This is a genomic window from Neoalteromonas flava, from assembly GCF_002807685.1.
GTDB lineage: Bacteria > Pseudomonadota > Gammaproteobacteria > Enterobacterales > Alteromonadaceae > Alteromonas_E > Alteromonas_E flava.
Genome location: NZ_PEAX01000001.1, coordinates 332,548 through 350,148, shown reverse-complemented (window position 1 = coordinate 350,148; position 17,601 = coordinate 332,548). Strand labels below are relative to the sequence as shown.

General features: G+C 46.0%; 19 protein-coding genes. 15 read left to right on the top strand and 4 right to left on the bottom strand.

Annotation, left to right across the window (positions count from 1 at the left end; translation table 11 throughout):
- Positions 1-83: 83 nt before the first annotated feature.
- Positions 84-956, top strand: coding sequence for a protease HtpX (gene htpX / locus CSH92_RS01680; RefSeq protein WP_100655865.1), 873 nt, complete (start codon positions 84-86; stop codon positions 954-956).
- 72 nt (positions 957-1,028) lie between these two features.
- Here the strand turns inward: htpX and flgN are convergent, their stop codons facing one another.
- The 3 genes from flgN to flgA all read right to left on the bottom strand — a co-directional run bounded on the left by flgN (position 1,029) and on the right by flgA (position 2,658).
- On the bottom strand, positions 1,029-1,463 hold the full coding sequence (flgN, locus tag CSH92_RS01675) for a flagellar export chaperone FlgN (protein ID WP_100655864.1): 435 nt from the start codon (positions 1,461-1,463) through the stop codon (positions 1,029-1,031).
- 22 nt (positions 1,464-1,485) lie between these two features.
- Positions 1,486-1,821: a flagellar biosynthesis anti-sigma factor FlgM gene (gene flgM, locus CSH92_RS01670; RefSeq protein WP_100655863.1), complete on the bottom strand. Its 336-nt coding sequence runs from the start codon at positions 1,819-1,821 to the stop codon at positions 1,486-1,488.
- A gap of 120 nt (positions 1,822-1,941) precedes the next feature.
- Positions 1,942-2,658 carry a flagellar basal body P-ring formation chaperone FlgA gene (gene flgA / locus CSH92_RS01665; protein ID WP_100655862.1) on the bottom strand — a complete coding sequence of 239 codons (717 nt, stop codon included), beginning with the start codon at positions 2,656-2,658 and terminating at the stop codon, positions 1,942-1,944.
- A 159-nt stretch (positions 2,659-2,817) separates the two neighbouring features.
- Here flgA and CSH92_RS01660 point away from each other — a divergent pair, with 159 nt between their 5' ends.
- The 13 genes from CSH92_RS01660 (at position 2,818) to flgL (ending at position 15,475) form a co-directional block, all read left to right on the top strand.
- Positions 2,818-3,738: a chemotaxis protein CheV gene (locus tag CSH92_RS01660; RefSeq protein ID WP_100655861.1), complete on the top strand. Its 921-nt coding sequence runs from the start codon at positions 2,818-2,820 to the stop codon at positions 3,736-3,738.
- A 15-nt stretch (positions 3,739-3,753) separates the two neighbouring features.
- Complete coding sequence (locus CSH92_RS01655; RefSeq protein ID WP_100655860.1) at positions 3,754-4,590, top strand: CheR family methyltransferase; 837 nt, start codon at positions 3,754-3,756, stop codon at positions 4,588-4,590.
- An 85-nt stretch (positions 4,591-4,675) separates the two neighbouring features.
- Positions 4,676-5,080, top strand: a complete 405-nt coding sequence (gene flgB / locus CSH92_RS01650; protein ID WP_100655859.1) for a flagellar basal body rod protein FlgB — start codon at positions 4,676-4,678, stop codon at positions 5,078-5,080.
- Positions 5,080-5,505 carry a flagellar basal body rod protein FlgC gene (gene flgC / locus CSH92_RS01645; RefSeq protein ID WP_100655858.1) on the top strand — a complete coding sequence of 142 codons (426 nt, stop codon included), beginning with the start codon at positions 5,080-5,082 and terminating at the stop codon, positions 5,503-5,505. Before flgB ends, flgC begins: the two co-directional genes overlap by 1 nt.
- A gap of 15 nt (positions 5,506-5,520) precedes the next feature.
- Positions 5,521-6,207: a flagellar hook assembly protein FlgD gene (locus tag CSH92_RS01640; RefSeq protein WP_100655857.1), complete on the top strand. Its 687-nt coding sequence runs from the start codon at positions 5,521-5,523 to the stop codon at positions 6,205-6,207.
- Positions 6,208-6,219: 12 nt separating this feature from the next.
- Positions 6,220-7,608, top strand: coding sequence for a flagellar hook protein FlgE (flgE, locus tag CSH92_RS01635; protein WP_100655856.1), 1,389 nt, complete (start codon positions 6,220-6,222; stop codon positions 7,606-7,608).
- A 175-nt stretch (positions 7,609-7,783) separates the two neighbouring features.
- The gene (flgF, locus tag CSH92_RS01630; protein WP_100656285.1) at positions 7,784-8,527 is read left to right on the top strand and encodes a flagellar basal-body rod protein FlgF; all 744 of its coding nucleotides are present in this window, start codon (positions 7,784-7,786) and stop codon (positions 8,525-8,527) included.
- Between the two features lie 43 nt (positions 8,528-8,570).
- Positions 8,571-9,359 carry a flagellar basal-body rod protein FlgG gene (gene flgG / locus CSH92_RS01625; RefSeq protein ID WP_100655855.1) on the top strand — a complete coding sequence of 263 codons (789 nt, stop codon included), beginning with the start codon at positions 8,571-8,573 and terminating at the stop codon, positions 9,357-9,359.
- A gap of 15 nt (positions 9,360-9,374) precedes the next feature.
- Positions 9,375-10,055 carry a flagellar basal body L-ring protein FlgH gene (gene flgH, locus CSH92_RS01620; protein WP_100655854.1) on the top strand — a complete coding sequence of 227 codons (681 nt, stop codon included), beginning with the start codon at positions 9,375-9,377 and terminating at the stop codon, positions 10,053-10,055.
- Positions 10,052-11,173, top strand: a complete 1,122-nt coding sequence (locus CSH92_RS01615) for a flagellar basal body P-ring protein FlgI (protein WP_100655853.1) — start codon at positions 10,052-10,054, stop codon at positions 11,171-11,173. Before flgH ends, CSH92_RS01615 begins: the two co-directional genes overlap by 4 nt.
- Positions 11,173-12,111, top strand: a complete 939-nt coding sequence (flgJ, locus tag CSH92_RS01610; RefSeq protein ID WP_100655852.1) for a flagellar assembly peptidoglycan hydrolase FlgJ — start codon at positions 11,173-11,175, stop codon at positions 12,109-12,111. The genes CSH92_RS01615 and flgJ overlap by 1 nt, the downstream gene beginning before the upstream one ends.
- A gap of 6 nt (positions 12,112-12,117) precedes the next feature.
- The gene (gene flgK / locus CSH92_RS01605) at positions 12,118-14,241 is read left to right on the top strand and encodes a flagellar hook-associated protein FlgK (protein ID WP_100655851.1); all 2,124 of its coding nucleotides are present in this window, start codon (positions 12,118-12,120) and stop codon (positions 14,239-14,241) included.
- 10 nt (positions 14,242-14,251) lie between these two features.
- Positions 14,252-15,475 carry a flagellar hook-associated protein FlgL gene (gene flgL, locus CSH92_RS01600; protein WP_100655850.1) on the top strand — a complete coding sequence of 408 codons (1,224 nt, stop codon included), beginning with the start codon at positions 14,252-14,254 and terminating at the stop codon, positions 15,473-15,475.
- Between the two features lie 6 nt (positions 15,476-15,481).
- Here flgL and CSH92_RS01595 read toward each other — a convergent pair whose 3' ends face one another.
- Entirely contained in the window at positions 15,482-16,438 is a 957-nt protein-coding gene (locus CSH92_RS01595; RefSeq protein ID WP_100656284.1) for a hypothetical protein, read from the bottom strand.
- A gap of 237 nt (positions 16,439-16,675) precedes the next feature.
- On the opposite strand from CSH92_RS01595, the gene CSH92_RS01590 reads away from it, so the two are divergent.
- On the top strand, positions 16,676-17,515 hold the full coding sequence (locus CSH92_RS01590) for a flagellin N-terminal helical domain-containing protein (RefSeq protein WP_100655849.1): 840 nt from the start codon (positions 16,676-16,678) through the stop codon (positions 17,513-17,515).
- Positions 17,516-17,601 lie beyond the last annotated feature (86 nt).

Here is a 17,601-nt window from a genome sequence, read left to right as displayed (position 1 = left end):
GTGAAATAATTGAGTGCATATACCTTGGGACGAGGTTATTGCGCCTATATATTATTTTATAGGCAAACTTTCCAGGTATTCATATGTTACGTATTGCGCTGTTTATCGGCACTAATATCGCTATTTTGGCATTGCTCAGTATTACCTTTAGCTTACTAGGCATTGATGGCTTACTGCAGCAAAATGGCGTTTCATTGGACCTCTCTGCATTGCTAGTTTATGCGGCAGTTATTGGCTTTAGCGGTTCGCTAATCTCGCTATTCTTATCCAAATTTATGGCCAAGCGAAGCATGCGTGTGCAGGTTATTCAGCAGCCACAAACACAGACCGAGCGTTGGTTGGTAGAAACAGTTGCGCGGCAGGCTGAGCAAGCAGGAATTGCGATGCCCGAAGTCGGGGTTTTTCAGCACCCTTCACCAAATGCGTTTGCCACCGGATGGAACAAAAATAATGCCTTAGTTGCGGTTAGTACCGGTTTATTGCAAGCCATGAACAAAGCCGAGGTTGAAGCAGTGCTAGCGCATGAAATAAGTCACGTACGCAATGGCGATATGGTTACATTGGCGCTTATCCAAGGCGTAGTGAATACCTTCGTGATTTTCTTGTCGCGGGTCATTGGTCATGTAGTCGACCGAGTCATTTTTAAGGTTGAACGTGGTCATGGGCCAGCATTTTGGATCGTTTCATTTGTGGCGGAAATTGTCTTAGGGTTTTTAGCTATGGCAATTGTTATGTGGTTTTCTCGGTACCGTGAATATCGAGCAGATGCCGGTGGTGCCGCGTTAGCTGGGAAGGGGAATATGATTTCTGCGCTTCGGGCGCTGCAACGTGAACAGGATGCACCGGCAATTCCAGAGAATATGGCGGCGTTTGCAATCAATGCAGGAAAGATCCAAAAAATCTTTGCCAGTCATCCACCGTTAGCTGAGCGCATCGCCGCGTTACAACAACGCTAATGACAGTACATGCCAAACCTTAAAGGATGATTAGTTCGTTTCGAGACTAAAGGCGTATTTCGACACAGCGCCCTATGCACTGATACCTTTGCCTTTAGATCCGCCATGCGGTTTCCCTGAACGATCATAGGTCAGCGATTCTTTGGCGCGAGTTTCAAGCAATAGATGTCGTAGGTGCTCTAACTTGAGCTGACCTTGTTCGACCGCTTTTTGATTGATCGATGTGCGGAATTTACATTGCTCAAGTAATGTTTGCGCTTCTTCGAGTTGCGCGGTTGCAACATTACTTAATGGTAATTGACCGGCTTTCTCTAGTTCAGCATGCAGAACGTTGATTTGCTCGTCTTTGGATTGGATAGCGTCGAGAGTTTGCTGCTTCTCGTCGAGCAGATTAATCAAGCTCTCGGCATCGCGAGAGCTGATTAAATGGAGTTCTGATTCAAGAAGAAGCTGAAGATGCTTGAGGTTGTGGAGTTGTTCTGCGAGTGCTTCTTCTATATTAGGCATATTTTGACTTTGGTTTTACCAGTTACCTGGAGCCAAAAATCTGCCCTTCTAGTTTGGCGATTTTGTCAGCCAGCACTTCTGGATTCACACGATACTCACCATTCTGAATGGCTTTCTTCAAACGATCAACTTTTTCTTGATTTACTGGTGCTTCAGATGCACCTTTCTTTTGCGCTTGCGATAGCTGCTGCGCAGACTGTGTTAATGACACTGAGTCTTGACGCGGTGCAGATTGCGCTGCCGCTTGTTGTGCAGCTTGCTGAGCCGCATTCCCGTTGGTTTGAGTCTGCTGCTGAGCTACCTTCTGATTGTCAATGGGCGTTTTCGGCAACCCATTGTTAATGTTGTTAATAGCCATAATAAAAATCCACTACCTTTATATCCTCAGTCATGTTATCGGCGAGCACACTTGATACTTTAACGAAATTTAGCAAAAAAATCTTTTTTCTTGCATGTATTTTATAACCGACTGATATTCCTATATTTCTACGATCGCTTGGTCCACACCTTCAACCTTGGCAAGAACGATTTTTTCCGACCGTCGGTTCATCACCGCTATAGTATCTCCGACGTTCCCATCTTCTTGCGCTACGCCTTTGGTACTGATATTTAGGCCGCTCGTGCGAGCGCTCAAGGTGATAAGGTCTCCCTTGCAGACAAAGCAAACCATATTGGGTTTTATGGGCTGGTCGGGTCTGACGCGGTATTTAATTCTTGCGCCTAACAGCTGCTCAATTTCGGCAAAAGTGCTAAACCGCAAAGACTTGCTTGGTTTATCGGCGATACGCAGATTTTGTTGAGTCAAAATAGTCCCTGGACTCAGTGAGTCAGCGGTAACCACTACTGGTTGGGTCAATTCAATTTTTGCGTTGATAAACAGGTACCAAGAATTGTCAGGGCAACTGACTTTAACGGCAGCATAACCATTGCTTAAGGCATTGTCTGGCAATTCGTAGGTATACGGTGCAGTGCACTCTGCGACATTCACACGTTCATCAAGTGGAAACACATCAACAAAAACAGCAGCGCCGTTTTCGGCCATTAATTGCTGCTCTACCACACTTTGAATAAATGCTTCACTTTGTTGCTCGATCAATTGGTGCAGCGATAACTTTGGCTCCGCTAAAGTAGTAGAGCCTGTGGAGATGAAAATTAGTGCAATTGCGACTATTTTTCTTTTAATAGTATTTTTCATGTTCACTATCCTGCATTTTGACTATGATTAAAGATAATGTCTGTAACTCGGTTGACCATGTGTCAATTTACAGGCACATTTTTAAACCTTATGGGTTTGCGACCGATAATATGGTCTGTAACGCAACGATCGTGCCTAAATTTGACAAAGGGGTGATGTATGTCAGGAATTCTTGATTCGGTCAATCAACGAACACAATTGGTAGGCCAGAACCGGCTTGAATTGCTGCTATTCAGATTAAATGGGCGTCAGCGCTTTGGCATCAACGTATTTAAAGTACGAGAAGTATTGCAATGCCCACCATTAACCTCAATGCCCAAGCTGAACAAGCTTGTTCGGGGGGTTGCGCATATACGTGGGCAAACCATTTCAGTTATCGACTTAAGTATGGCAACTGGTGGTAAACGCATCGAGGATTTGAAGACTGCCTTTATTATCATTGCTGAATATAACCGTTCGGTTCAGGGCTTCTTGGTTGGTTCGGTAGAGCGTATCATCAACACCAATTGGGATGCGATCATGCCACCGCCGCAGGGTACTGGACGAGCGAGTTATCTCACCGCAGTTACCGAAGTTGACAATGAACTGATTGAAATCCTCGACGTTGAGAAAATTCTCAATGAGATTTCTCCATTGAACACCGATGTCAGTGAGGAGGTTGCCGGTCATGTTGATGTTGGTAAGAGTGAAGGTAAGATTATATTCATTGCTGATGATTCATCGGTAGCGCGAAATCAGGTTAAAAAGGCACTGACGGCACTGGGGTTGGAAATTGAAGCCGCCAAAAACGGTCTCGAAGCACTTAATCGTTTGAAAGAAATTGCTGCGGAAACGGGAGATGTAACAGACCGAGTTGGGGTTTTAGTATCTGATATTGAAATGCCTGAAATGGATGGTTATACCCTTACCGCGGAGATTAAAAATACCCCTGAACTGCAAAAACTCAACGTTGTATTACATACATCTCTCAGTGGGGTGTTCAACCAAGCAATGGTGCAAAAGGTTGGCGCGGACGATTTTATCGCTAAGTTCCACCCTGATGAATTGGCCACTGCCGTGCAGAAATGGCTGCGTGATTAACGGAACATAATCAGATTGAACGATCGGGAAGTTTCTCCACGCAGTTACGAAAAGTTTCGCGCGTTTTTGGAAGCTGAAACTGGCATTGTCCTCGGAGAATCAAAACAGTACCTGGTGCGAAGTAGACTGGTCGGGTTACTGCACGATTATCCTGAGTTGTCATTGGACGGGATCATTGACCTTACGCTGCAAGGGAGCGATCGGGTGTTGCGCACGCGTGTGCTCGATGCAATGACTACCAACGAAACCTTATGGTTCAGAGACTCCTACCCATTTAAACTGCTAGAACATTCCATTTTGCCTGAATTGGCTGGCTCCGTTTCTAAACTCCGGATATGGAGTGCGGCATGTTCAACGGGACAAGAAGCCTATTCAATCGCCATGACGGTAAAAGAATTTCAAAGCAAACGTCCCAATGCATTTAAGAGTGGATTTGAAATTATTGGCACTGACATTTCCGAGCGCGTGGTTAAGCAGGCAACATTAGGTGAATATAATGAGATGGCCATATTGCGAGGCTTGCCCGATCACATGCAAAAAAAGTATTTCGACCGAGGCCCGAACAACTTAGTAAAAGTTAAGCCTGATCTTGCCCGTCATACTCAGTTCAGAAATTTAAATTTATTAGGTTCCTACTCTACATTGGGTAAGTTTGATGTCATTTTTTGCCGCAACGTACTGATCTATTTTTCTGCGGAGAACAAAAAGCTCATACTGCAACAAATTGCCGCTTGCCTCTCGGCACATGGAAGTTTGATCCTAGGGGCATCTGAATCTGCCTCGGCTGTTGCCGATCTTTTCAGTATGCAAAAAGAGTCTACTGGATTGTTTTATAAAAAGAAAATCAACTAAAGCCGCACTCACTTCATTTCTTTTAAATCGCGATTAATAGATTGGCACACCCTTTGCTGTATCGAACTCAGAGTAGGAGTACGTTATGGCAATTAATCTTGACCGCCTTGTCGGTTTTCATCATAAAGCACTGCAAGTTAGAACTGAGCAGATGGAGGTCATTTCTGGCAACTTGGCCAATGCTAACACCCCAGGGTACAAGGCCAGAGCGATTGATTTCAAACAAGCTATGAGTAGTGCTCGGAATGATCAAGCTCACGGCTTAACCAAAACTCACGAAAAACACATTGACGGCAAAATGCAGCCGCAGTGGGATTTGAAATTCCGTGTTCCAACCCAGCCTGATACCGGGGATGGCAACACGGTGGATATTCAACAAGAAAGAAACGCTTTCTTGGATGCCGGAATGCGCTATCAAGCAACTGCTGAACTTTTAAGTGGCAAAATTAAGGGCATGAAGAAAGCGTTAAGTTCTGGAGGTCAAGGCTAATGGCTACCTTATTTAGAGTGATGGATATTGCCTCTACAGGCATGTCCGCCGAAAACGTGCGGCTTAATACTACGGCAAGTAATATCGCCAACGCAAACAGCGTCAGTAGCAGCTATGAAGATACCTACAAAGCACGTCATCCTGTATTCGCTGCTGAACTGCAGCGTGCTTCACAGGAGCAAGGTTCGGGTTCAAAGGTAAACGTGCTTGGCATCGTAGAAAGTCAAAAGCCATTACAAGTGGAATATGCCCCTGGAAATCCATTAGCAGATGAAAATGGTTACATCTATAAGCCGAACGTGAACGTTGTTGAAGAAATGGCAAATATGCTTTCAGCATCTAAAGGTTACGAGACAAACGTCCAAGTGGCAGACACTACTAAACGTTTGTTCCGTCGTGTTTTGCAAATTGGTCAAGGCCGTTAATAGAGGATATTTATTGTGGACACGATCAGAAATACCGGTCTCAACTCACAACTTTATTGGCAAGAAGAATCAGTGCCGGTGGTTGATGGTTCTGAGCAAACCCTCAAACAGGAAGACTTCTTTGCATTGCTGACTGAGCAATTGTCAAATCAAGACCCAACTAAGCCCGTCGACAATGATCAGTTGGTGGCGCAAATGACATCATTTACTACAGCTGATGGTATTAGCAAGTTAAATGAAAAATTTGAGAGTTTCTCATCCTCCATGACATCGAATCAAGCGTTGCAGGCTTCCAGCTTAATTGGTCAGGATGTGCTTATTGCTGATAATAAGGGCTACATGGCCACAGCAGGAGAAGGGATTTCTGGGGTTGTAGTCAATGACCAAACTGCGCAAAACCTCGAAATAACTATCACAAATAGTTTTGGTGAAGTGATCAAAAAGATTGATGCGGGAACTCAAGCTCCTGGCAACATTGAATTTAATTGGGATGGCACAGATGCACGCGGCAATCCCATGCCGCCGGGCGAGTATTTTGTGAGTGCTCAAGGTGAGGTATTTGGTGAGGGCGTTGCAATCCCTACCGCTATCAACAGGCATGTAGCTAGTGTCAGTTTAGCCGGCAGCAGTCAAGGGGTCATTCTGAATTTGGATGGCGATAAAAGTATTAAATTAGATGATGTCATTCAGATTGGCAGCTAATAGGAGAGAAGTATGTCTTTTAACATAGCACTCAGCGGTGTTGCCGCAGCTCAGCGTGACCTTGATGTCACAGCGAATAATATAGCCAATGTAAACACCGTCGGTTTTAAAGAGTCGCGTGCTGAATTTGGCGACGTATATGCAGCCTCATTGCTATCCGGTGGTAGAACAAAAGTTGGTGATGGTGTTTTGACGCAAGAAGTAGCTCAGCAGTTTTCTCAGGGGAGTTTACAATTCACCAATACCGCACTGGATCTGGCAATTACCGGAAATGGTTTCTTTGCGACTGTTCCAGAAATTGACTCGCGTGACTTCTCATTTACTCGCGCAGGCCAATTTAAATTAGATTCAGATAATTTTGTGGTCAATTCAAATGGCGATAATCTGCTTGGTTTTCCGGTAAACTCTGATGGCACCTCAGCATCGGTCGCCTTAAGTACCACCGTTCCCGTGCGGATCCCTGATTCATCTGGTTCTCCGCAACCGACGTCTGAAGTTGATCTGCGCTTTAACTTACCGGCGGGCGATCCAGCGAAAGATGTTTCAGCGTTTGATCCAACCGATCCTCTTACCTATAACGCAGCCACCTCGGTCACCATTTATGACTCATTAGGTGATAGCCACGTTATGACTTACTACTTTATTAAAGATCAGGCTGCGGGTTCAAACGAGTGGTTGATGGTTACTGCTGTAGATGATGTTTTGGTCAACCAAAGCGATACCAATGGTAACGAAGTTTTGCCTGGTGCTGCGGTCAACGTGGCGGGGAATGGTGCTAACTCTGTGTCAGCAGCGCGATTGACATTTACGTCAGGTGGTGAATTTTTAGCAGTCCTTGGTGCGGATAACTTAGCACCAGTCTCGCCGCAGGCGAACAAGCTACTCACCGCTGAACTTGGTGGTACGATTTTGGCGAATGGTTCTGACGTTGCACAGCGTATTGGTATTGATCTGAACTTTTCTGTAGGTGGACAGACGCCCGAAGAGCCGACTCAGTTCGCTTCAGCTTTTGAAGTCACATCATTAGAGCAGGATGGTTTGCCGGTAGGACGGTTAACCGGTATTGACATTGGTCCGGATGGCCTGGTGCGAGCGACATTTTCTAATGGTACCTCAGAACCAATCGTGCGAGTTGCTCTAGTGCGCTTCTCAAACGAACAAGGGTTAACGCAGCAAAGTAATACTCAATGGAAAGAGAGTATTTTGTCAGGCGAGGCGTTAGCCGGTGAAGCCACTACGGGTACCTTTGGTGACATCAACTCATCTGCGCTAGAGCAAGCTAATGTTAATCTAACCACTGAATTGATTGATTTGATCATTGCCCAGCGGAACTTCCAGGCAAACTCACGAGCGCTGGAAGTCAATAATCAGCTGAATCAGACGATCCTGAATATTCGATAATTTGATTTAGCTTAATCTTATGAAGTTGAGGGGGCTTTTTTAAGCCCCTTACTTTTTGGTTATCACCGTTACACATATTCTTCCCCCAGCTGTGACTAAATCTTCATAAAGCCAAACATTGGCACTTCCTTTGCTTTACTTAGGGTTAATTAAGTTTATTCGTCAAGAGTTTGGCATGGACAAGTTTTTATACATCGCAGCAAGTGGCGCTAAGCAAGACCTCTTAGGTACTGCCGTTAGGGCCAATAATCTGGCTAATGCGCAGACGACAGGGTTTAAAGCGCAGCTAGAACAGGCAAGGGCGATGCCTTCCTACGGCGAAGGTTTGCCGACTCGCGTATTCTCGATGACTGAAAGTCCAAGTAATAACTACGACGATGGTGCCATGATCCAGACCAATCGGCCGTTAGATCTTGCTATTCAGGGTAATGGTTGGTTTGCCGTTCAAGACTCGCAAGGTAATGAAGCTTACACCCGGGCGGGCAATATGCGCTTGAGTGCAGAAGGTATTTTAGAAGATGCACATGGGAATGTGGTAGTGGGCGATGCGGGACCCATTACATTACCCATTCCATTAGACAATATCGATATTGCTGGGGATGGGACTATTTCATTGCGGCCACTTGGTGCTCCTGAAACGGTACTCGAAGAGATCGGGCGCTTGAAGCTGGTAAATCCTGAATACCAGCAGATGGAGCGTGGTACGGACGGATTATTCCGCTTAAAGGACGGCAGTATTGCCGACCAAAATGACGATGTACGCATCCGCAACGGCATGCTCGAAGGCTCTAATGTGAATGCCATTGAAGAAATGGTGAGTATGATCACGCTACAACGGCATTACGAAATGCAAGTTAAGTTAATGAAGAAAGCGGACGAACTCTCAATGCGCGGCAATATGCTGATGCGCATTATCTAAATCGAATGTTTAACGCAATACACTGCGTTTTGTGAGGTGAAATATGCATCCAGCACTATGGATAAGCAAAACAGGACTCGACGCGGCACAAACTGATGTGTCAGTAGTGTCGAATAACTTAGCAAATGCCAGTACCGTTGGATTTAAAAAAGATCGCGCAATTTTTGAAGATCTGCTTTATCAAAACATCAACCAGCCGGGCGGTCGTTCATCGGCGGATACTGAATTACCTTCTGGCTTGATGCTGGGGGCTGGTTCGAAAGTAGTTGCCACGCAAAAATCACACACTCAAGGCAATTTGCTAACGACCGAAAATGCATTAGATATGTCGATTCAGGGCCGTGGTTTTTTTGAAATTTTGCAACCCGACGGCAGTATCGCCTACACCCGTAATGGTCAATTTACCCTAAACGACCAAGGTCAAATAGTCACTCCTGGAGCGGGTTTCTTACTGCAACCAGAGATCGCAATCCCTGAAGATGCACAACAAATAACGATTTCCCAAGATGGTGAAGTGTCGGCAACATTGCGTGGACAAGCAGAGCCACAGGTGTTGGGACAGCTTAACTTATCCGATTTTATTAATCCGACGGGACTACAACCGATTGGGCAGAATTTGTTTGTTGAAACCGCAGTAAGCGGAGCTCCTATTCAGGGCATTCCCGGTTTAGAGGGAATCGGTACTGTTATTCAAGGTGCATTGGAGACATCCAATGTCAACGTGACTGAGGAATTGGTTAATCTCATTGAGAGCCAACGCTTGTATGAAATGAACTCAAAAGTCATTTCATCGGTTGACCAAATGTTAGGTCAGGTAATTCAACAGCTTTAAGCTGAGGTAGAAATGATGAAGCGGATCCTAACAGTAGGCTTGATGCTATTGCTCGGCGGATGCTATTCAACGGCAGACAGCCAAATTAGAGCAAATGATCCATACTACGCACCAGTTGTTCCAGACATGCCGAAGGAAACGATTGTAGAAAATGGTGGGTTATTCCATAGCAGTATGGCCAATAGCTTGTATTCAGATGTTAAAGCTAGACGTATTGGCGATATCATTACTGTGAATCTACGTGAAAATACTAACGCCTCTAAATCCGCTGGTACAACGACATCGAGAGAATCGACATTGGATCTGCAACCGATAGTTGGTTTGGGTGGCAATGCTGTGAATATTGGTAATGAATCTATTCAGCTAGGGATGGACTCATCGAATGAATTTAATGGCGATGCACAAGCCAATCAGAGTAACAGCTTGAGCGGAAATATATCGGTCACTGTGATTGAAGTTTTGGCAAATCAAAACTTGCTTATTCGCGGCGAAAAATGGCTAACCTTGAACAACGGTGACGAATATATTCGTCTGACCGGTATTATTCGCACGGCTGACATAAGTCCGAATAACGAAATTGATTCAAGTAAAATTGCCAATGCGCGCATCCAGTATAGTGGTACAGGGTCGTTTTCTACTGCGCAAAAACAAGGCTGGTTATCTAAGTTCTTCTCTTCTGAGTGGTGGCCATTATGAAGCGCCTATTGATAGCTTTTGCGCTGGTTTGCGGCGCTATTTCTCATTCGGTTTCAGCGCAACAGGCCCAGCGAATTAAAGACTTGGCCAGTATTCAGGGCGTACGGAGTAATCAGTTAGTCGGCTATGGGTTAGTGGTGGGCCTACCGGGTACAGGTGAGCAAAGTCCCTTCACTGAACAGAGCTTTAGAACCATGTTAGCGAACTTTGGTATTGCGCTCGATCCAAATCAAAAGCCAAAAATCAAAAATGTTGCGGCAGTTGCAGTACATGCGGAATTACCGCCATTTATTAAGCCAGGGCAAACCATTGATGTGACCGTGTCATCGGTCGGTGAAGCGAGCAGTTTACAAGGTGGTACGCTGTTGCAAACAATGTTGAAGGGCTTAGATGGTAATGTTTATGCCGTCGCTCAGGGCAGCTTAGTCGTGAGCGGTTTTGGTGCGCAAGGTGGCGATGGTTCACGAGTTGTAGTAAACACTCCAACTGTTGGAAGAATTGCCAATGGCGCTTTAGTAGAACGAGCCGTACCCAGTGGCCTGATGCAAGGCGATTTTCTTACTCTGAATCTGCATAACCCTGACTTTTCGACTGCCAAGGCGTTAGCCGACACAATCAACATGCGCTTGGGCGCTTCAGCCCAAAATGGTTACAGTATCGCCACACCGCTTGACGCCGCATCCGTTAGAGTTAATGCGCCCCGTGATGTCGGACAGCGTGTTGGCTTTGTCGCAACGATCGAAAACTTTACCTTTGCGCCAGCAGAAGCACCAGCGCGGGTTGTTATCAATAGCCGAACCGGGACCATAGTCATCGGTCGCGAAGTAAGACTTTTACCTGCCGCGATCACTCACGGCGGATTAACCGTGACGATTGCTGAAAATCAACAAGTATCACAGCCTAACGCTCTCGCTGAGGGAGAAACAGTGGTGACTACGCAATCAATCATTGATGTGAACTTAGCGGATAGTCGGATGTTTAAGTTTGATCCTGGCGTTACCCTTGATCAGTTGGTGCGAGCGGTGAACGAGGTCGGCGCTGCACCAGGGGATGTGATGGCTATTTTAGAAGCACTCCAACAAGCCGGTGCTCTGCAGGGTGAATTGGTGGTGATCTAATGGATAGCTCAGCGGTAAAATCACAACTTGAATTGGCCCGTAACGTTCATGACATGGGCAGCTTGAATCAACTTCGTAGTGCGGCCAATAGCAACCAAGAGGGTGCATTGGAAGAAGCTGCTGCGCAATTTGAAGCGATCTTTATCAATATGCTGCTGAAGTCTATGCGCAAGGCGCAAGAGGCCTTGGCGGACGAAGATAGTCCATTCAATAGCCAACAAGTAAAATTTTACCGCGACATGCATGATCAACAATTAGCTACGGACTTAGCCAGCAGTGGCACCTTGGGGCTGGCTGATATTATTGTGCGGCAGCTCAGTAATGAGCACCTACTGAATAACGCCGGGTTAAACCCTGGTAATGGTGATATCGCCAGTTACAACCGCCAGGCTAGCCGGGTGATTGAGAGCGCTCAGCGTAATTATGCAATCGCGGCAACACCGAGCAAACAAGCGGCTTTTGCCTCTCCCCAAGAGTTTGTTGCACAACTGCTGCCGTTGGCTCAGGAGCATGCCGAAACGCTTGGACTTGATCCCAAAGCACTATTAGCCCAGGCTGCTGTCGAAACCGGCTGGGGCCAGCATATGATCCACAAAGGTGGTGGTGAGAATGCTCACAACTTATTTGGCATTAAAGCCGATAAACGTTGGCAGGGTGAAAAAGCGACGGTTAAGACACTCGAATACAGCGCTGGGGTTGCCCAACAACAGCAAGCACAATTTAGAGTCTACAACTCTTTTTCTGACAGTATGCGAGACTATGTCGAATTTATTCAACACAACCCGCGCTATGAGAGAGCGGTGCAGAATAGCCATGATGCAAATGCGTATTTTAAGCATTTGCAACAATCGGGCTATGCCACCGACCCTAAGTATGCTGAAAAGGTGATGGCGGTGTTAAATAGCCCCATCCTACAAAACAGTAGTGAATCGGAGTAAGCATAAATGATCCGCAATACCGATTTGTTTTCAATTGCAACATCTGGACTGAACGCCAGTAACCGTGCACTTAATACCACCAGTAATAACATTGCGAATGTCAATACTGAAGGTTACGTGCGCGAGCGTACAGAATTCAAATCGCAGTTGGTGGGTGGTGTCGATCAAGGCACAACCGAGCGTATCATTAACACGTTTGCTCAAAACCAACTACGCCGCGATACAACTCAGTTAGGAGAGTATCAAGCATATACCCAGAAGACCGACGCGATTAACAACATATTAGCGAATGAAGCCAATAGTATTGCTGACGGTCTCAGTCAATTTTTTGCTGCTTTGCAAACCGCCGCTGATGATCCTACAAACTTAGCTAGCCGCGATTTAGTCTTGAGTGACGGCGACGCACTACTGCGGCGGATGCAGTCCTTGTCTGATTTTATGTTAGCTAAGGAAAAAGAGCTTAATCTGGAGTTTGAATCACAGGTCAATCGGGCTAATTCTCTAATCCAATCAATTGGTGAGCTAAATGCAGCCATTATTGTGGCTGAGGGCAACAGTCGTTTTGATGCTCCCGGGTCACTGTTAAACGAAAGGGATTTAGCGATCAATGAATTGGCCAGCCTTATGTCAATTGAAGTTCGTGAAAGTCCAAATCAAAACGGCTCTAAGGTTGTTAATTTGACCAGTGGTGAGTCGCTAGTTCTGGAAGATGGTTCGTTTAATGTATTCCAACTGGGTGGCGATGCTGATCCAACGTTCAAAGAACTGCAGCTGCGCACGAGCTTTACTGGTGCCAAGCAAAACACCACGCTCAATATATTTGAAGATGAACTTGGCGGCAGCATGGGCGGCCTGTTCCGTTATCGGGATGAAGTTTTAAATCCAGCGCAGCGAGATGTCGGTCAGTTGGCCTTGGCATTTGGTGATGCCGTTAATGCGCAAAATCGCTTGGGCATGGATCTCGATTTGCAGTTAGGTGGAGACATTTTTAGTTTACCTGAATTTCAAGGGCTTACCTATACAGGCACTACACCTACGTTATCAATGGTTGGGCGAGTAACCAGTGGTGAGGGCGCGACCTTAACCGATGCGGACTACAAAATTACCGTCACCAGTGTCAGCGGCGGCGTTCCTGACGAAGTGACCGTTGAATTAATCAATGCCAACGGCACGCCTAAAGTAGATGAGAATAACAACCCCATCGTGTTTACTGGCGTGGCTATTAACGCAACAGGGTTTACTGAGTTGGCTGGGGGTATAGAGATCGACTTCGATTCAGCCTCTGGTTATGCGGTGGGTAATGAATTTCTCTTACAACCGACCCGTCGTGCAGCGTCAGACATATCATTAGCCACTCGCAGAGCGGAAGATTTAGCTTTTGCTTTACCCATTAGAGTGGATTCTAATTTGAATAACTTAGGTGATGCTTCTTTGGTATCAACTAAGGTTACTAACACTGTCGTAGATAATACCCTCGGCAACGAAGCGTCAGCGTTCTTCGGCAACGGCACTATACACACAGCGGCGCAAGCGCCCGGTGGAACGGTTGGTGCACCTGCGCAAATTATTTTCACCTCGGCAACAGCCTACGAAGTCAGGGATGGTGCAGGTAACTTAATTAATACTGTGACTGGTGTAACCGACTATAATAATCTATTAGAACAGGCTGCTGGCGCGCCAGGTTGGCCAGCTGCATTTGCAGCTTTGGATGACTATCCTGGTTATGATTTCAGTCTTGATGGCCAAGCCTCACCGGGTGATTCGTTTACCATTAGTTATAATACGGATGGCGTAAATGACAACCGTAACGGGCTCGCTTTGGGCGCATTGCAACAAGCTGATACAGTGCAGTTGAGTAGTAATAGCAGCTCAACGCCGCGCAGTTTTCATGAAGCCTATGCGTCTGTTGTGAGTCGAATTGGTGAGGATGCTGCCAGTGCGAATGTATCATTGCGTGCGGCAGAGGCCATGCATGCTGACTCGACTGAGTGGAATCAATCGGTATCTGGTGTCAGTTTAGACGAAGAAGCCGCCAATTTGATCCGCTATCAGCAAACATATCAAGCGGCAGCGCGCATCCTCAGTACGGCGCAAAGCTTGTTTGATACGATTTTATCAGTGGCGCGGTAGGTAACAGAGCATGAGAATTTCAACCAATCAGATATTTGATCAAAATATCCGTTCTGTATTAGATAATCAGCGCGGGTTGACTGACACCCAGCAACAGCTGGCAACGGGCAAACGGATCAATAAACCCTCTGATGATCCTGTCGGCGCGGCGCAAGTGGTTCGGTTAACCGAACAGCTAGATAAAATTACCCAGTATCAGCGAAACAACGATTTACTTACTAGCTCGCTTGAGCAGCAAGAAGCTGTATTACGCGGTATCAATGATTCAGTCAATCGTGCACGTGTGTTGGTTATTCAATCTGGAGCTGGCTACAATACGCAAGCGGATCGTGAAGCGATTGCCTCGGAAATTGAGCAAATTAGAAACGAAGTGTTAGATTTGATGAACTCCCAGAATGCGAATGGCGAGTATATCTTCGCAGGTTTTCAATCTGAGTCTCAAGCTTTCGAATTTAACCCTGCAGCAACCGGTAACAAGATCGTATTTGTAGGCGATGATGGGATCAATAAGGTGCAATTGTCCGACAGTGTGACAGTGCAAAGTACCTCTTCTGGGAAAACCGTTTTTGAAGATGTACTTGCTCGCTATAACTTTACTGTTTCGGGAAATAGCGGTGTTACCGTTGACACTGCAGCAGTGACTAAGCAAGGCTCTTTTGATAATTTTTTCGAGAATAACTACGACCCGGTCACTCCAGCAAACAATGTCTTTCGCTTTACTATTCAAGCCGGTAATCAGCTTCAGGTGACCAATGTGGGTACCGGTGCAGTGGTGGATACACTCGATTTCCAATCAGGTCAGAAGGTCAATTATGAGGGAATAGAGTTAGATATTGATGGTGCTGTCGGAGCCAATCTTGAAATCACCCTCAATACTCCAGAAAAGAAAAACGTAGCAGAAACGCTAAATGATATGTTTCTGGCGTTGACCAACGAGAATTTTGCCGACAGTGATTTTAAAGAAGCTATTAATGATGCTCTTGTAGGCATAGATAATAGTTTGGCCAAAATGGGGCTGGAAAATTCTTCAATTGGTGGGCGTCTTAACGTTGCTCAATCCATTAAAGAAACTAATTTAGACTTAGAAATTGCTAATAAAGCGGCGCGCTCGGCCATTGAGGACGTCGACTATGCAAAAGCATCGGCTGAATTTGCCAAACAAGAAACTGCGTTAAATGCAGCTCTGGCAACATTTCCGCGGGTAACGAGCTTATCGTTATTCGACTTTATTTAAGCCTCATTATTCTAAGGTTAGTGCAGCGAGATAAATTTCACTGCAATTATCGTGATGACTCGAATAGTAACTCACGTAAAGCGTGTGACCTCTGACAACTAATCCTGGGTAGCTATTATCACCCCCACTGGGTAGATCGAGCAGCGGCAGTAGTCGGGCTGTATCAATATTCAATTGCCACAGGCGAGTAATCATGGTCTTACCATTCCAAGTCCGCCCAGCGACGATAAAGTTTTTCTTATCTAGAGCAAACCACACTGGACCACCGATGTAGCAGCCTAAATCCCGCCAATGCCAGTGAGTATAAGGCGCCCTTGCAGTTCCAAGCATGGCATGAAATGAGTCTGCATCGCGTCGCACAAGTGCATGTAACTGACCATCATCAGCAATATGTAAATCACTTTCATTGGGGTAACCAAGTCCGTGTTTGCTGAGGCTTAATACTCCTGGGTAAACTCGTTGCATGTGGCGCTTGGGATTTCCAGCATATAGGTCAATACGGTTAGCGCGTCGATTGTAGGCCAAGCCAAATGCTTGGTTGTTCTGCGTGTCCCACCGGATCCGCCATAGCCACCACGTGTTAGGCCCTAGACTGATAGGGCTAGACCAGCTTAGTCCACTTTGCGATGTCCAAGCAACGTTGTCGGTTCGTAATGTACGATTGTCGTTATCAGTAAAGCGGGCGTAGGCGAGCAACAGTAGCTCTCCCATTGGCGTAACACTTAATTTTGGGTCGCGTAGGTCCGCTCCAGGCAGGTTTAACGCATAGCGTGAGATTACGCTACCGTCAGCGCGTAGTTGCAAAACCACAATTTTACCATCGCCACTGATGTGATTTGTCGCCTCTCGAAAACATAGCCAGAGGTTGGTTTTAAACTCAATTAAATCAGTGAAAGCACTGTGGTTGTGCTTAAAAGTGACCCGTTTTAGCCATTGGAGAGAAAGTTTTTGTACTTTTTTCACGCAAAAAAATAGCCGTAAAACCAAATAATTATCCTGATTATAGGCGGCAAAAACTTGCCGCATTGGCAATTTTTTTAATTTTTTTATTAAAGGGTTCTTATGGCTCGTCGATACAGTACACGAGAGAGCCAGTTCATGAACCCCGATTTAAGGGAGTCGTGTTCTACTAATTTGAACTAAATGTCGGGTCAAACCGAACGCCAGCGTGCGCTGGACTGAGAGTGTAGGAGTTTCCTTATGTCACTTTACGTAAATACAAACGTTTCAGCGTTGAACGCCCAACGTCAGTTGTATGATGTATCTAATTCACTTAGTACTTCATTTGAGCGTCTATCATCGGGTTTCAGAATCAATCGTGCAGCAGACGATGCGGCTGGTCTACAGATCACCGACCGTATGACCTCACAGATCCAAGGCCTGAACCAAGCGGTGAGAAACGCCAACGATGCTATCTCTTTGGTGCAAACCTCTGAGGGCGCGCTAGGTGAGACTACTGTTGCGTTGCAACGTATTCGTCAGCTTGCAGTGCAAGCGCAAAATGGTATTAACTCTTCTGCTGACCGCTTAGCGCTGCAGAAAGAAGTTTCTGCCCTTAAAACTGAAATCACACGGATTTCAACAGACACACAGTTTAACGGTGTAGACTTGTTGACCGGTGGTTTCTCAGCCTCATTCTTGGTAGGCGCAAACGGTGGCCAAACGATTTCTGTAAACTTGTCTTCAACGAACCTACAGGGCGTGAACGGCTTTAGTGCTGCAGGTCTTGGCTTAGCAGACTCAACCGTAGCAAACGTTGCGGGTGCATCTGCGGTATTGACTGCTGTTGACTCAGCATTGTCAGCCATTGGTGGCGCTCGCGCCGACTTGGGTGCATTGCAAAACCGTTTCCAGTCAACAATCCGTAACTTAAGCAACATCGCTGAGAACGTATCAGGTGCACGCTCACGTATCAAAGATACTGACTTTGCCTCTGAAACGGATGAATTGACACGTAACCAGATTATCCAGCAGGCAAGTACAACAGTATTGTCGCAGGCGAATCAGCGTCCTCAGACAGCACTTCAGTTATTGGGTTAATAAATCCGAATTACTGTTTGGTCATAGCGCCAGGAGGTAGTTTTGGTTTTGCATCAAACAGTCGAGAGTTTGCTCACTCTCTCCTA